General features: G+C 49.9%; 13 protein-coding genes. 11 read left to right on the top strand and 2 right to left on the bottom strand.

The features are described 5' to 3' along the window. The first annotated feature begins 157 nt into the window (after window positions 1-157). From JJB97_RS09760 to JJB97_RS09730, 7 genes are all read left to right on the top strand, one after another. Window positions 158-400: a tautomerase family protein gene (locus JJB97_RS09760; RefSeq protein ID WP_238713829.1), complete on the top strand. Its 243-nt coding sequence runs from the start codon at window positions 158-160 to the stop codon at window positions 398-400. After that, complete coding sequence (locus JJB97_RS09755; protein WP_399198381.1) at window positions 397-1,344, top strand: pseudouridine-5'-phosphate glycosidase; 948 nt, start codon at window positions 397-399, stop codon at window positions 1,342-1,344. Before JJB97_RS09760 ends, JJB97_RS09755 begins: the two co-directional genes overlap by 4 nt. 1 nt (window position 1,345) lies before the next feature. After that, on the top strand, window positions 1,346-2,032 hold the full coding sequence (locus JJB97_RS09750) for an HAD family hydrolase (RefSeq protein WP_238713827.1): 687 nt from the start codon (window positions 1,346-1,348) through the stop codon (window positions 2,030-2,032). Window positions 2,033-2,092: 60 nt separating this feature from the next. Continuing rightward, complete coding sequence (locus JJB97_RS09745) at window positions 2,093-3,343, top strand: questin oxidase family protein (protein WP_238713826.1); 1,251 nt, start codon at window positions 2,093-2,095, stop codon at window positions 3,341-3,343. Window positions 3,344-3,408: 65 nt separating this feature from the next. Next, window positions 3,409-7,269, top strand: coding sequence for an amino acid adenylation domain-containing protein (locus JJB97_RS09740; protein ID WP_238713825.1), 3,861 nt, complete (start codon window positions 3,409-3,411; stop codon window positions 7,267-7,269). 493 nt (window positions 7,270-7,762) lie between these two features. After that, entirely contained in the window at window positions 7,763-9,079 is a 1,317-nt protein-coding gene (locus tag JJB97_RS09735) for a tyrosine-type recombinase/integrase (RefSeq protein WP_167610287.1), read from the top strand. Between the two features lie 4 nt (window positions 9,080-9,083). Further along, a complete protein-coding gene (locus tag JJB97_RS09730) occupies window positions 9,084-9,698 on the top strand; it encodes a Fic/DOC family protein (RefSeq protein WP_172665411.1) in 615 nt (204 codons plus the stop codon). Here the strand turns inward: JJB97_RS09730 and JJB97_RS09725 are convergent. Then, window positions 9,695-9,853, bottom strand: a complete 159-nt coding sequence (locus tag JJB97_RS09725) for a hypothetical protein (protein ID WP_103161909.1) — start codon at window positions 9,851-9,853, stop codon at window positions 9,695-9,697. The two genes, JJB97_RS09730 and JJB97_RS09725, sit on opposite strands and share 4 nt — an antisense overlap. 514 nt (window positions 9,854-10,367) lie before the next feature. Here JJB97_RS09725 and JJB97_RS09720 point away from each other — a divergent pair. From JJB97_RS09720 to JJB97_RS09705, 4 genes are all read left to right on the top strand, one after another. Then, window positions 10,368-11,114, top strand: coding sequence for a hypothetical protein (locus JJB97_RS09720; RefSeq protein ID WP_238713824.1), 747 nt, complete (start codon window positions 10,368-10,370; stop codon window positions 11,112-11,114). Window positions 11,115-11,628: 514 nt separating this feature from the next. Next, a complete protein-coding gene (locus tag JJB97_RS09715; protein WP_046694510.1) occupies window positions 11,629-11,865 on the top strand; it encodes a helix-turn-helix transcriptional regulator in 237 nt (78 codons plus the stop codon). A 123-nt stretch (window positions 11,866-11,988) separates the two neighbouring features. Beyond that, a complete protein-coding gene (locus JJB97_RS09710; RefSeq protein WP_238713823.1) occupies window positions 11,989-13,404 on the top strand; it encodes a YfjI family protein in 1,416 nt (471 codons plus the stop codon). Window positions 13,405-13,596: 192 nt separating this feature from the next. Continuing rightward, entirely contained in the window at window positions 13,597-14,217 is a 621-nt protein-coding gene (locus JJB97_RS09705) for an inovirus Gp2 family protein (RefSeq protein ID WP_050915257.1), read from the top strand. A 241-nt stretch (window positions 14,218-14,458) separates the two neighbouring features. Here the strand turns inward: JJB97_RS09705 and JJB97_RS09700 are convergent, their stop codons facing one another. Beyond that, window positions 14,459-15,040, bottom strand: a complete 582-nt coding sequence (locus tag JJB97_RS09700) for a 4Fe-4S single cluster domain-containing protein (RefSeq protein ID WP_050915256.1) — start codon at window positions 15,038-15,040, stop codon at window positions 14,459-14,461. Between the last annotated feature and the right edge of the window lie 4 nt (window positions 15,041-15,044).

The following is a 15,044-nucleotide window of genomic DNA, read 5'->3' as shown; positions in this document are numbered from 1 at the left end:
ATGATTTTTTGTTGTGCTTTTCATAACAACAGGTTAAGTAATATTGTTTACCGCCCGGAAACTATTATTTTCCATATTGGCGGCTGTTAAAACTATTTCAATCCTTTAACATTCCCTGCGAATTAATTCATAACCCACTGTGATTAAAGGGAATAAAGTGCCGCATATTAATATGAAACATTTTCCGTCATTAACGGATAGTCAGCGCGATCGTCTCTCTGAATTATTTGTTGAGGCTATTGTGAATGTCGTTAAATGTCCGCGAAGCGCTATTTCTGTTGCGTTCAAACCTGTTGCGCCAGAAATATGGATGACGGATGTTTATGAAAAAGAAATTCTGGGTGAAAACGCGTTTATACACACGTTTCCAGATTATAACGCCACTAATGAAACGGTATGAAAATGAGTAAATATACAAACACAGAGTTATTACAATATAGCGAAGAGGTGCTTGATGCGCTCAATTCCGGCAAACCGGTTGTTGCGCTGGAATCAACGGTGATAGCGCATGGTTTGCCTTACCCGGAAAATGTCGCTACGGCCATGAAAATTGAGCAAGCCGTGCGTAATGAAGGCGCTGTGCCTGCCACTGTGGGCATTGAGAACGGCAAATTCGTAATTGGCATGACCGAACAGGATATCGATCGCTTTGCGTCGGTGAAGGGAATTCCTAAAACTACCAGCCGTGATATTCCGGTTATCCTGGCGCGTCGCGGCATGGGGGCGACAACTGTCGCGTCATCAATTGTGGCGGCAGACCAGGCGGGCGTGGCATTTTTCGCTTCAGCGGGAATTGGCGGCGTACACCGCGGCGCGCAAAAGAGCATGGATATTTCTGCCGACCTGATTCAGTTTACACGCTCAAAAGTGGCGGTAGTGTGCGCGGGGGCGAAGAGCATACTCGACCTGGGGTTGACGCTGGAATACCTGGAAACGCAGTGTGTGCCGTTGATAGCCTGGCAGTCCGACGATTTTCCGGCGTTTTATTGTGAGAGCAGCGGCTACCGCAGCCCGCATCGTATGGATGATGCGCTGGAAGTCGCAAGCGCCATTGAACATCACTGGCGCCTTGGCAACAACAGCGCTGTGCTCATTACCGCGCCAATTGATAAAGAAAACGCCATCGATCGCGATGAAGTGGAGGAGATTATTCAGGCCGCCGCCAGGCAGGCGGAGCGTGAGGGCATTCGCGGGCCGGGCGCAACGCCGTATTTGATGCGCGCCGTAGCGCAAGCGACGCAAGGCCGCACGGTAAAAGCCAACATGTCGGTGCTTATCAGCAACGCGGCGGTAGGCGCGCGCCTGGCGGTCGCCCACGCTGAATTTCTCAGGAGCGGGGGCTGAAATGGCGAAGTTACTGGCGATTTTCGATCTTGACGGCACGCTGGTGGATACGCCGTCCGGTATTGTGCGCGCCTTTGGCAGCGTGCTGCGTGATAACGCGCTGGATGCGGTGGATGAAACGGCGATTCGCCATACCATCGGTCTGCCGCTGGAGGTGGCGTTTACCCGCCTGATGGGGATGGCGAAAGAGGATCCGCGTATTCCGGCGCTGGTGTCGGCCTACCAGCAAGCCTTTCGCGAGCAGGTGCTGCCGATTGCGCCGCAGTTGGTCTTTGCGGGGGTGATTGATGGGCTGGAAAAACTGCGCGCCAGCGGCGTAACGCTGGCTGTCGCCACCAGTAAAGTCTCAAAGAGCGCGTTTGCGCTACTGGATGCGGCGGGGCTGCTGCATTACTTCGCTAAAGTGCTTGGCGCCGATGACGTAGCTAACCCCAAGCCGCACCCGGAGATGGCGCTGACGCTGATGGCGGCGTTTCAAACGCCCGCATCGTCGACCTGTATGGTTGGCGATACCACGCATGATTTGCAGATGGCGCGCCAGGCAGGCATCCACGGCCTGGGCGTCACCTGGGGCGTACACGGGCGCGAGCAGCTTGAGCAGATAGCGCCGCTGCATATCGCCACGCAATTTGATCAGACCGTTGAGACAATTTTGTCTTTACAGCCTCAACCTCTGTTGTCTGCCTGAACATGATTCAAACCCGGCGAATGCCGCCAGGCATTCGCCTTTATCCGGAGTAAACATACTATGACATCTTTTATCTCTTCCCCGGAGAGGACGGTTGACGCCTGTCAAAACCGCCTCGCCCGCATTGACGCGCTGCTCGCAGATGCCTCGCATCATATTGAATTTAATGGCCATTTAACCAATCACAACAAGCATGCCGTGGTGGCGCTGGCGGGCCTTAACGCCAGCGCGGAGCGCATTGAGGCGTATTACCGGCAATACGCGCATGAAACTACGTACGGTTTCGGGCTTGAGCCAAAGCGCCCCTCACGCGTTGCGGTGACGCAGGCAAACTGCCTTTCGCTACGGGGGCAGCGCACCAGCTTTTCCAGTCTGTGCGAATTTTTTGACGCCGCCATCGCGCGCGATGGCCTTGATGCCGTGCTGGCCCGGTGGATGCCGGAACTGCTGCCCGGCTGGGCCGGAGCATTTACTCACGCCACCATTCATCTTGGCTGGGGGCTGGATTACGGGCACCCGCGCATGATAACCGAAGGGTTGGCTTATATGGTGTTTTCCTGGGTGTCCTGCCATCCGCAGCGTCAGCATGATAGCGAACGGGTTGCGGGCGCTAACGCAATCGAATCGCTGATTGCCGTAGTGAAAATGCTGGAGCAGGATCCGGCCGCGTTTCAGGCATGGGCCGCGCAAATACAGCGCGGCGATATTGCGCCGGAAAAGGCGCAGTGCCATCCGGAGCTTAAGCGTTCCGGCCTGCAATACCGTGTTGCTATGGCGCTGGCGCAGGGGCACCCGCTGATGGATGCGACGCCGGGCTGGCTGCTGAACGCTTCGCTGGATGATGTCTGGCTGGGGCTGCACTACTGCGCGGCCATTATCTACCTGGCGCGCCCTGGCGATTTTGTGAATCTGCACCTCATTACCTCGCTGCACGCGATGGAAGAAATTGCCTCTCGTTTGCCAAAGGCGCAGCGCCGCAGCGTGGCCCGCTGTTTCTGGCAAGGCATGCTGGGCATTTTGTTTTCCAGCGGCGATGTGCCAGACAGCGCGACGCTCGCAAATCTCCATGCGCGCTGGCGCGCGGCTGTGGATAACGCCGATGCGCCCGCCGTTCGCGCGCACTGGGAAGAGACTATCCAGGCGGCGATTGCCGAAGCTGAAGAGCACAACCCGAAGCTGGTCTACGTGGCGCAAAAACTATGGCGACGAACCGGCTACCGGTCGGTGTATCGCGCTGCCGCCAGCTTTTTTACCACTACGCCGGCGCTGCCGCCGAGCTTTGACGAAATGGACGCCGATAGCGGCATATAACCCACTCACTATGACTCACTTTTTTATTTATCAGGCTATTAACAGGTAGGAACCAGGTAATGATCATGTCTCCTTCTTATAAGGATTATCAGCAAGTGATTGACGATGTTAATCAGACGGACGCGCCGTTTGCGAAATGCGGCAGCGTGGTTGAGCTTTTATGTAAACAGGTAGCCCTGGCGCCCGATGCGCCGGCGGTGGTTTTTGGCCCGCATATCCTGAGCCGCCAACAGCTATGGCGTCAGGCGCAGGCCGTGGCCGCCTGCCTTGGCCGGTTGTCCGCCGACCGCGACGGTTGCGTGGGGTTGTTTGTAGAGCCTTCGCTTGCGCTGATGTATGGGGCCTGGGGTATTTTGCTGTCCGGCAACGGCTATCTGCCGCTCTCCCCTGAATACCCTGAAGATCGCCTGCGATACATGCTTGAAGACAGCAAAACGCAGATTATTTTTACTCAGGACCATTTGCGCGAGCGCCTGGCGGAACTGGCGCCGCCGTCGGTGCGTATTGTCTGTGAGCGCGATATCGCGCCGTTTATCGGCCAGCGCGTGGACGCCAGCGTTCGTTCAGACAGCCTTGCTTACGTTATTTACACCTCCGGCAGCACCGGCAAGCCGAAAGGCGTGTTAATTGAGCACCAGAGCGTGGTCAACCAGATGAACTGGCTGGCTTGTGAATACCGGCTTGGCGAGAATACGCGCATCTTACAAAAAACGCCGATGAGCTTTGACGCCGCGCAGTGGGAAATGCTGGCGCCGTGCTGTGGCGCTACCGTGGTAATGGGGGAGGCGGGAATATATAAAGATCCCTCGCGCCTGATTGCCGCCATTCGCCGCCACAGGGTGACTGCGCTACAGTGTGTGCCCACGCTGCTTCAGGCCATCCTTGACGATGACGATGTGCTGCACTGCGACAGCCTGACGCAAATCTTCAGCGGCGGCGAAGCGCTGCATAAACGGCTGGCGAATTTGTGTCTGGAAACGCTGCCGTCCTGTCAGTTGATCAATCTCTACGGGCCTACGGAGTGTACTATCAACAGCTCTGCCTGGACTGTGACGCCGCAGAGGCTGGCGCAGGAGCCGGATATTGTTTCCATTGGGCGGCCGGTGTTTAACACCCGCTATTACCTTCTCGACGAGGCCCGTCGTCCGGTCGCGCCCGGCGAGACAGGCGAACTGTATATTGGCGGCGCAGGCCTTGCGCGCGGCTATCTGCATCGCCCGGAGTTGACCGCAGAGCGCTTTATCGCCAATCCTTTCGAGCCTGACAACCCGCAGGCCCGCCTTTACCGAACCGGCGATCTGGCGCGCTGGGGCGAACAGGGCCAGGTGTTTTACGCAGGACGCGCGGATAACCAGGTGAAGCTGCGCGGCTACCGCATTGAGCTTGACGAGATCCGCTCTGCTATCGAGACCCACCTGTGGGTGCGCCACGCGGCGGTGATGGTGAAAAACGATCCGCACACCGGCTATCAGAACCTGGTTGCCTTTGTTGAACTTAACGAAAAAGAAGCGGCGTTGATGGATCAGGGCAGGGCAGACAGCCACCATCAGACGAAAGCAAATAAAGCGCAGGTGTATATGCAGTTGTCCAGCCCCGGCTGTCGCGACGTTTTACCCGGCGAGCGCGTTATCGCTCTGCCCGGCGCGCAGGATACCGCCCGGCAACGTGCTATGGCCTTTGGCCGTAAAACCTACCGCCATTATGAAGGCGGCGCTGTGTCAGCGCAGGATTTGTTGAACCTGCTGGCGCAACGCCCGCCGCGCGGCGAACCGCGCGCGCTGGCCTCGCTGACGCAGGAAACGCTGGGCGAGCTGCTGCGCTATTTCGGCTGTTTTACCAGCGATGAGCGCATTTTGCCGAAATATATCTGGGCTTCTCCCGGCGCGCTGTACGCCACCCAGCTCTATCTGGAGCTAAATGGCGTGGCGGGCATTGATAGCGGTATTTACTACTATCATCCGCTCAGGCACCAGTTGGTGCGGTGTGCCGATGCGCCAGCGCGCGGCGAACCCTATTTCTGCTGCCATTTCATCGGGAAAAAATCGGCTATTGAGCCTATTTATAAAAATAACATTCAGGAGGTGTTGAATGTCGAAGCCGGCCATATGCAGGGCGCGATGGACGCCGTGCTGCCCGGTTTTGGGCTTGCTATCGCAGCCCGGGAACATCGCCCGGAAATGAAAGCGCTGCCGGGCGTGGCGCAGGAGGATTATTACCTTACCAGTTGCCGTATTGACAGCTATTGCGAATGTGAAGCGCTGCCGGTTGATGTGCTGGTCCAGGCGATGCCTGGCAAAATCGCCGATCTTCCGGCCGGGACATATCGCTATCGGGACGGTGTTTTTAAGCCGCTGAGTAAATCGTTTATTGAGAAAAAACACGTTATCGCCATTAACCAGAAGGTGTATGAGGATGCGTCTTTTGGCATCGCGCTGCTCAGCCAGGGGCGCCGGAGCTGGCAGGAGTACGTCACGCTGGGCCGCCAGATGCAGCGCCTGCAAAGTAACGGGCTGCTGCTGGGGCTGATGTCTTCCGGGTACAGTTCAGAAAGCGGCAACGATTTGCCGACGGCGCGCGTGCTGTACAGGCTGTTGGGTGAAGATTGCGGCGCGTCTTACTTCTGTATCGGCGGACGTATTTCCCAGGCGCAAAAGCGCAGCGAAGGTATGAAAGAGGATAGCGTGCATATAAAGGGCCCGGCGGAAATCCTGCGTGACGATCTCGAAACATTCCTGCCTGCTTATATGCTGCCCAACAAAATACAGGTGCTGGATAAATTACCTCAGACCGCTAACGGTAAAATCGATCTGAACCGGCTGGCGGCAACGGAGATTGAGCTTGCGCGTAAGCATATCGTGGCGCCGCGCGATGAGACTGAAAGCCTTATCGCCCATATCTGGCAGGAGAAGCTTAAACGCCCGCAGTGCTCGGTTGACGATAACTTCTTTGAAGTAGGCGGCAACTCCCTGATCGCCGTGGCGCTGATCGCGGCAATCAATAAGAAACTGAACTGCCGCCTGCCGGTGCAGGCTATTTTCACCGCGCCGACTATCGAGAAGCTGGCGCAGCAGGTGCGTGAACTTGCCGGGAGCGGCGCGACGCGCCTGATACCGCTGCAACAGCGCGGACGTCAGTTGCCTGTTTTTTGCTGGCCGGGGTTGGGCGGCTATTGTATGAACCTGCGTACAATGGCGGTATCGCTGACGCCCGCCCGTCCGTTCTTTGGCATCCAGGCCAGCGGCATTAACGCAGGCGAGCAGATTTACGGCACGATAAAAGAGATGGCGGCGCGCGATATCGCGCTTATCAGGCAGCAGCAGGCGCACGGGCCTTACACGCTCTGGGGCTATTCGTTTGGCGCGCGGGTGGCGTTTGAAGCCGCGTGGCAACTGGAACAGGCGGGTGAACAGGTTCAGTCGCTGGTTCTTATCGCGCCGGGCGCGCCAAAGGTGCGCCAGCAGCAGGCGCAACTGCATTCGAGCGAGGCGAGCTACGATAATCCCGCTTATCTGACGATTCTGTTTTCGGTGTTTATGGGCAGTATTCACCACCCGCTGCTTGCGCGCTGTCTGGATGAAGCGCAGGATCGCGAGCTGTTTATCGACTTTATCGCTCGCCACCATCAGGCGCTGGGGCGTGATCAGATTGCGCGCATTACCGATATCGTTAGCCAGACGTTTGAATTCACCTACAGCTTTAATGAACTAAACCAGCGCCAGATTCAGGTGCCGGTTACGGTAATTAAGGCGCAGGGCGATGATTACGCGTTTATTGAAGGCAGCGCTCGCTTCTGCGCGCAGCCGCCGAGGGTGGAAACGCTACAGGCCGACCATTATCAGTTGCTAAAAGAAGGGCATATTGATGAGCTAATGGCCGCGCTGGCGAAGGCTGAAGCCGTAGAAGAGGAGGCAGACGCGGCGTTCTGACGAAAAAGAAATGCGAACCGGCGGCGCAGGCCGCCGGTTTTGTCTGGCCGGGAGCGAGGCGTGGTTTCACTTCCCGGCGTATACCCCCGTTCACAATATTTCGTTGGCGGTTTCTTTAACTTCGCCCGCGTTTGCGAGGGCTGATGATTGACGATAAAAATGCGCTCCGGCAGCGTGAAGTTACGTAACCTGAGTGCGAAAGCGGCCCGCTTTCGGCCCTGGCTCGCAGAATATAGTTAAGCAAGCGCCCGTCCTGCGCCTGCCGGCGCTGGCCGACCAGCAGGATATTATGAGTCATAAAATTGGCATGTTTTTAATTGTTCGCCATTGTCTCTGTTTGTGTTTTTAATTGCCTATAATCAATTGGTTATTAAGTTATTTTTGTTTCTGATTGGTTCTCTCATTTCCCCATTGTACTATCCTTACCTGACCCATTACCTGACCCGAAATGGGCATCGGGTCAGGTAACGCTTATTCTCATAAAGGTAAACTCATGGCCGCTAATCTTACCGAGACTGCTATACGTGGATTGAAGACAAAAAGCACGGCGTACTACGTGTGGAGCAACAGTGCTCAACGTGGTACCGGCAGGCTTGGCGTTAAGGTTCAGCCTTCAGGCAGCAAGGTTTTTTATTTCCGTTACTACGTTGATAAAGGGAAAAAAGAGAAGTTCATCCAATTGGGCATCTGGCCTGAGATGAAACTGGTGAAGGCCAATGAGCTGGCGAAAAAGTATGGTGCCTGGCTTGTTGAAGGAAAAGAGCCCCAGCAAGAGCTTGAGCAACAGCGCCTGGCCGAACAGCACATCATGCAGATCCATCGTTCTCAAGGATCATTTGAAGAACTGGTGCATGGCTACGTTAACAAGATGAAGCTCGACAATAAGCGGACGTGGGCTGATGTATTGAAGCGCATGGAAAGAGAGTGCTACTCGGTTATTCCTCGTGATACCAAAGCGAAGGACGTGACGTCTCTGCAGATCAAAACCATTCTCTCAGGCATTATCCAGCGTGATGCGGTGGTCCATGCGAACCGAATTCGTTCCTACCTGATGGCGGCATTTAACTACGGTCTGAAGGCTGATAACGATCCGATGAATACCAGCGTGGGTATTACGTTCGGCCTTGAAGTTAACCCGGTATCGGCCATACCGAAGCAGTCTTCGGCGGAAAAAGTGGGTGATACATGGTTAACGTTGGAAGAGCTGCATGTTGTCATAGAGCAATTCGCAGAGGCAACCAACGTTGGGCCGCTGATGCAGCATTTAATCCGCTTCTGCGTTTATGCTGGTGGGCAACGTCCTTTCGAAATGATTGCCAGCCAGTGGAGCGCGATTGACTGGCAGCAAAAGACGTTACTAGTCATTGCCGATGTATCGAAAAACAAACGTGAACATCTGATCCCGCTGACTGAATCGGCATTGAGTGAATTAGCCTCAGTGAAAGAACTGACTAAGGAAAGCAACAGTCCCTATATCTTCCCACTCTCGACCAATGGAGATCGACCGGTACGTACTGATAGTCTGGCGCGTTCCATCATGTATTTCCGGGCTTTTAATCCTGAGTTTAAAGTTTTCACAGCGCGAGATTTACGTCGGACCTGTAAGACTCTGATGGGGGAGGCGGGGATCAGCAAAGAGATCCGCGACCGTATTCAGAATCATGCTCTGAATGATGTCAGCTCGAAACACTATGACCGTTATGATTACCTGACTGAAAAGCGCAGGGCGCTTGAGATCTGGGAAGACCGAGTTAATAACTATCAACGGCAGCAGGAAAACAACGTTGTGAACTTGTTTGGGCGGAGGTAAAAGCTTGTCAAAATATGAGCTTAATTCTGCAGAGGAACGCTATCAGCCGGGCTCTGGAGACTTAGTGCTGGCTAATAAGCTGGGATTTATTGATGAACAGGAAATGGAGGCGCTGGAGTCTGGCTTGCTGCTGATGCTGTATGAGCAGCTATTTATTGAGGGCCAGCCGCCTGAGGCGCTGGCTTTTGAGCACATCAGCAGGTGGCATCGCCAATGGCTGGGGAATGTGTACGACTGGGCGGGGAGGCTGCGTAATGCCAACCTAACTAAGGATGGCTTTCAGTTTGCGGCTGCCGACAGGATTCCGCTGCTGCTTGATGGCTTCGAGAAGCAGTTTCTTTCTCGGTCTGGTGAACTCAAATCCCTGGCTCGTCTGGAGCTGGTAAGTTATCTGGCTGAATGCCATGTGGAGTTTATTTTGATCCACCCATTCAGAGAAGGTAACGGGCGTCTGTCGCGGCTACTTTGCGATGTGCTGTCGGTTCTGGCAGGGAAGGGCTTACTTGATTACAGCCTGTGGGATGAGCACAAGGCGTTTTACTTCAAGGCAATACAGGCGGGTGTCTCAGGGAACTACAGCCCTATGATGCAACTGGTGAGCGACATCTTGCCAGATTAACGGGCGAGGCCAACGGCTTTTGCCTGTGCCTGATTTTGTTTGAGTTGCTGCTCAATTTTTTGCACAGAGACACCAGTTTCGATCGCGGTTGAGCTGGCGACGGCACGGTAGATTTGAGTCCTGGTGATCTGAGTATGTGATGTTTTTTTTGTCATGTGAGATCCCTTTTTACTGCACTGATTCTAGTTCGGAAGGAGAATGCTAGCAAGGTTATCATTAATAGATAGAAGGGCGGCGTATGCTTGTCTTGCCCAAAATTCTGGTTCTTTATTCTCCATTCGCTGCAGAAGGCAAAGAGTTTTCTAGTCATCTGAATTTTTCGACTGTTGCGTGATTCTTGAATTGTCACCATATGATACACGTCTATTTTTTTAGATTAATTTATACAGTTTGTGATTTAATTCACATTAATGAATTTGTTTTTTTGATTCTAAAAACGATGTATTTTTATGTTTCTCTTAATAGAAATCATGTATGATAAACGTAATAGTTAAAAGCGCTATCTTTATTATATAATTAGTGGGGGGATGTTTGTTTACTTTAGATAACAAAAATAATAATGCAGTCGAGACTGGCATTTTCCTTTCAATCACTGACATATGTGAACGGGAAAATATATCTATTACGAAAGTTATAAGCGATTGGTTGAATTTTTCGAGGAAGCTATTTGTGAAATTAGATGCTGTTCCATGTTGCTTGAAAAGAACATTCGAAGGGGATGACAATTCGGAAATAGAAAATATTACTTCAGGTTCTGATGAGTACCAAAGCGTTTTTGGTTCAACGGCTTACAGGGTCTTTATTCCTCTAAATCCACAAGAATGTGAAATTGAAAAAAATAAAGATCAAAATGAAATTGTTTCATCTTATATTTCTTACCAAGGTCTGGCATATGGCTTTTGGGAAGTAAAACCAACTAAAATAACTCGTTTTGCAAATGAAGGGTATCATATTGCAAATGGAACCTCACGTAATGCTATTATTAATACTCCCGGAGCAGTAATTATTAATGGCAATGTAAGTGATCATATTTTATTTTTTAATCATTCTTTTGTGATTTTCAAAGAAGACTTCTTTGTTGGACCTAACATTGAAGCTGTTTTAGATGAGTCTTTATTTACCGAAGGTACAGTTGAGATTTCACCTCAAAATATAAAGTCAGTAGTTCCCGGAGCAGAAAGTAACGTTGATCAAAATGTGAACGCTAAAGAAATTGTTAAAGGGGCTAAAGAAAGGGTATCTAAGGCAGAACGGGATGCTATATTTATAATGTTAAGTAAACACTATAAAAGTAAAAATGGTAAACTTGAGGCTGCACCAATCGCGAATATGTTGAATTCGGATGCCAAGGATATATTACCTGGACGAGAATTCAGCCCGGAAACTATTCGCCGCTGGTTGAAATCAATTCAATGATACTTCAAGTAATTTATTTTTTTATGGCAAATATAAAAACTTGTTAGCATTATTCATGAGTTCTAATATTTATCATTCTCAGCAATCTATGGTGGGAAAGTTATAATAACTTTTTTTGTTGACTAATCCTTAATTATGCAAAGCTAATATAGAGTATAGCCATAAATGGAAAAGTTAATATTGAGAAAAATGTATTTATGAGATTTTTTCATTATTGTGAGTTGCATGATTAATACATATCTCTTAATGAATATCCCTTTTAACCTTTTCAATATTTATGTTTCAGGTTTTACTAAAAACGTAATGACGCAAAGGAAAAACGGTAAACACATCGAATATTCTATTTAAGAAGCCTCAAATGTATCTTAAAGCTCCCACATTAAGCCACCGTAAAAACCACATCAAGCCACTGTAAGCACCACAATAAGCAATGTGCACCTTAATAAGCCGTCAACTTCTTTTATATTAACGCCTGCTTGAGCCATGCTGCATCCATCGAAACAAAGGAGGCAGTATGAAAGCAAAATTCAACAGTCCAACATCAGAAGAACGCTTACAGGTATTACGCAACAATGGCGAACCTCATGATCGCCTTGTACGTGAAAAAGAGCGTCAGCACATTACATCTGTATCCCGTTCAACGGCCTGGAAACTAGAGCAAGTCGGTCAGTTTCCACTGCGTAAGTCTATTGGTCTGAAATCCTGCGGGTGGCTGTTAAGTGACCTGCTGTATTGGATCAGTGAGCGTTAACATCAGGTGTTTTTTGCATTTATTTTTTGGATGACCCGAGTTCATCCTGCTATTTCTACTATTAATAGCGGAATAGCAATATGAGTGAAATCGTTTTAAACGTTAACTGAATGAGAGGTATCTATGCTGTGTGGTCGTCCTTTTCCTGTACATGTGTTCCCACAGATCATCAGAAATGCAGTTTACGAAGTAGAACAGCATACGCAGGCTCCTCAGGCTTTGATTGCCGCATCAGTACTAGGTCTTGCCTGCCAGAACCGGATTGATGTGTGCAGACTGAATAATCTGCGCAGCCCGGTATCGCTTTTTTTACTGACACTGGCGGAATCGGGTGAACGCAAAAGTACGGTGGACAAACTGCTAATGAAGCCATTGTATCAGCTGGAAGATGAATGGTTTGAAAAATATACCCAGGATCTGATTATCTGGCGGAATGAGGAAACGGCTTTTAATGTTGAAAAGAAAGCCTTGATGTCAAAACTGAAGTCAGAGATTTCCCGTAACAAAGAACATTCCACAACGAATGAACGACTGAAAGCGCTGTTGGCAACATACCCGAAAGCACCGGTCAGGTTCAGACAGATATTCAATGATGCCACACCTGCGGCGATAAAAGACTATCTCAGTGGGCGCTGGCGGTCTATCGGGCTTATGTCTGATGAAGCTGGCACCATTTTTAACGGCTATGCGCTGAATGAACTGCCTTTCATCAATAAAATGTGGGATGGCGCAATGTTTCCCGTGGAAAGAAAAAGCGAACCAGATAAATTAATCAAAGATGCCAGAATGACGCTGGCACTGATGGTCCAGCCTGATGTGCTTAAAAAAGGATATCTGGAACGAAAAGGCGATACAGCGAAAGGGATCGGATTCTTCGCACGGTGCTTGATGTGTCAGCCTGGTTCAACACAGGGCTACCGGCAAATTACCAGCCCGGTTGTCTCAAGCGAGCATCTACCGGTATTTCATCTACGACTGATGGGGATCGTTAACGAGAGTATTACCAGAAATGATGAAAATGAACGTCAGTGTCTGTACTTCTCCCCTGAGGCTGAAAAACGCTGGCTCGAATTTTATAATAAAGTTGAGTCGGAAATGGGGATTCTTGGAGCGCTGTCTAATTTTAAAGATTATGCCTCTAAAATGGCTGAAAATATGGCAAGAATTGCGGCATTATTGCATTACTTTAATGGTGATGAAGGTGATATATCTCTTCTTACTACGGAGGCTGCTGTGGAGATCAGTGCCTGGTATGTTGATGAGTATATTCGACTTGTTTCTAATCCCCCGAGATTTACACTGGTTAATTCAGAAGCGGATGAACTTTACTTCTGGATTAAAGAGTATTGCTGTCGGTGCTTTGTACCCTACATCAGGAAAAACACTATACTGCAATATGGACCCAGTAGGTTTCGAAATCGTAATAAACTGAATGAGTTGTTAGGTGTACTATATTCTAAAAAAAGGATACTCGCTGCTAAAAAAGGAAAAACAGTATTTATAGCACCCGCTAATATCGAATTTAATATTTATAGTTAAATTAATTGCAGAGTGGATTGGTAAAGCATTGGTGTTACGCAATGTAATTTTTTTGATGAATTTAGTGTTGGATAGGTAATATATTTCTATCATCTTTAATATTATATATACCCTACAATCAAGTAATGCTTGTATCTATTTAAATCATTAAAATTAAATGGTGTTGTAGGAATATACATAAGGATTTAATCTATGAATTCATACCCAGGATCGCATGGTGAGCATGTACTCGCCTATAAAAAGCATATTGAACGAGTCGTCAATGATGCTGTAAGTGAATTCCCTAGAACAATGGCATTACGTATTGATGCCCATTATCCCCCTATTTTAGATAGAGGAGATACAGTTTGCTGTTTCCCAAATCTGGAGCCTGGAGCGATATCCCGTTTCCGTAATGCGTTAAATGCAATGCTGGAGGCCAATGCGAAAGCCAGAGCAGCTAACGGCAAGAGAATATATCCAAACCGTGTTCGTCATGTTTGGGTTCGGGAATTCTCAGAAGAAGGTAAATGCCACTTCCATCTTAGTCTTTTTTTTAATAAAGATGCCTATTATCACTTGGGAGATTATGAAACCGAAAGTAATCTACGAATGATGATTGTAAGAGCATGGTATAGCGCACTGGGATTGGAACTGGATGATTATCCGGGATTAGTTCACTATCCTGAAAATTGTCGCTATATCTTAGATGTGAATGACTTTAACTTTGGTGATGTACATAATAAACTGCTGAACCGTCTCGACTATCTAGCAAAACTCGATACAAAAGTATTTGGTGATGGTGACCGCAATTTTGGATGTAGCCGGGGATAGTTTGTTTTTTACAGGACAGGCCTTTTTTATGGAGGAAAGGCCTGATTTGTTTGTATTCAAGTAACGGTAACTTTTTAATGCTTGGAACCCCTTCCCGTTAGGCGTGCTACCGTACCACCGACCCGCAAGCGTCATAATGGGTCTGACCGCATACAAAGGCTTAAACTACACAATCAGATCGCGTTAAGGTGCCGCGATCTGATTGTGTAGTTTATCACGGACTTATTCGAACCTACGGCAGTCATTTAATAGCATAAGGCCAGCCGTTGACCACAATGCGGCCATCGTCGCTGATCCGCCATTCCATGGCGCGGTCTGGCAGGGTTGAGCCTTCTATCGACTCGCTGTACCTGTTGGTTAAATAGTGAAACTGCTGGTTCGTAGAACCGACCCAGTTACGTGTCCGATCGGGGCTGGATGACTGATAGGGGCCATCAACTATCACGTCCGTCCATTTCAGCAATGCCTGCGTGCCGTGCAGATTGAGTTCATTTAGTTCACCCATCGTGTAGCCAGTGAATACCATCACCGAAAGCCCGGCGTATGAGACACCTTCTGCCACTGCTGCCAACCCTTGCGCCTGTAGGAAAGGTTCTCCTCCCAAAAAGGTTACCCCTTCTAGCCCCCATTCTTCATGGGCTGCGAGCAAACGATCAATCATAGTATTCGCGTGAATAATTTCACGCTCAATGATTTTCAGGTAGCCGGGATTGCAGCACCCGACACAGCGTTTGTCGCAGCCCTGAACCCATAGAGCAGCGCGTTTTCCCGGCCCTTCAACCTCGGTGCAGGGGAGCCATGAAGCCAGATTCAGCCAGTTCATAGGA

The sequence above is a fragment of the Tenebrionibacter intestinalis genome, from assembly GCF_016632365.1.
GTDB classification, from domain to species: Bacteria; Pseudomonadota; Gammaproteobacteria; order Enterobacterales; family Enterobacteriaceae; genus Tenebrionibacter; species Tenebrionibacter intestinalis.
Note: the sequence above shows the minus strand (reverse complement) of the source record. Positions and strands in the feature narration are given on the sequence as shown.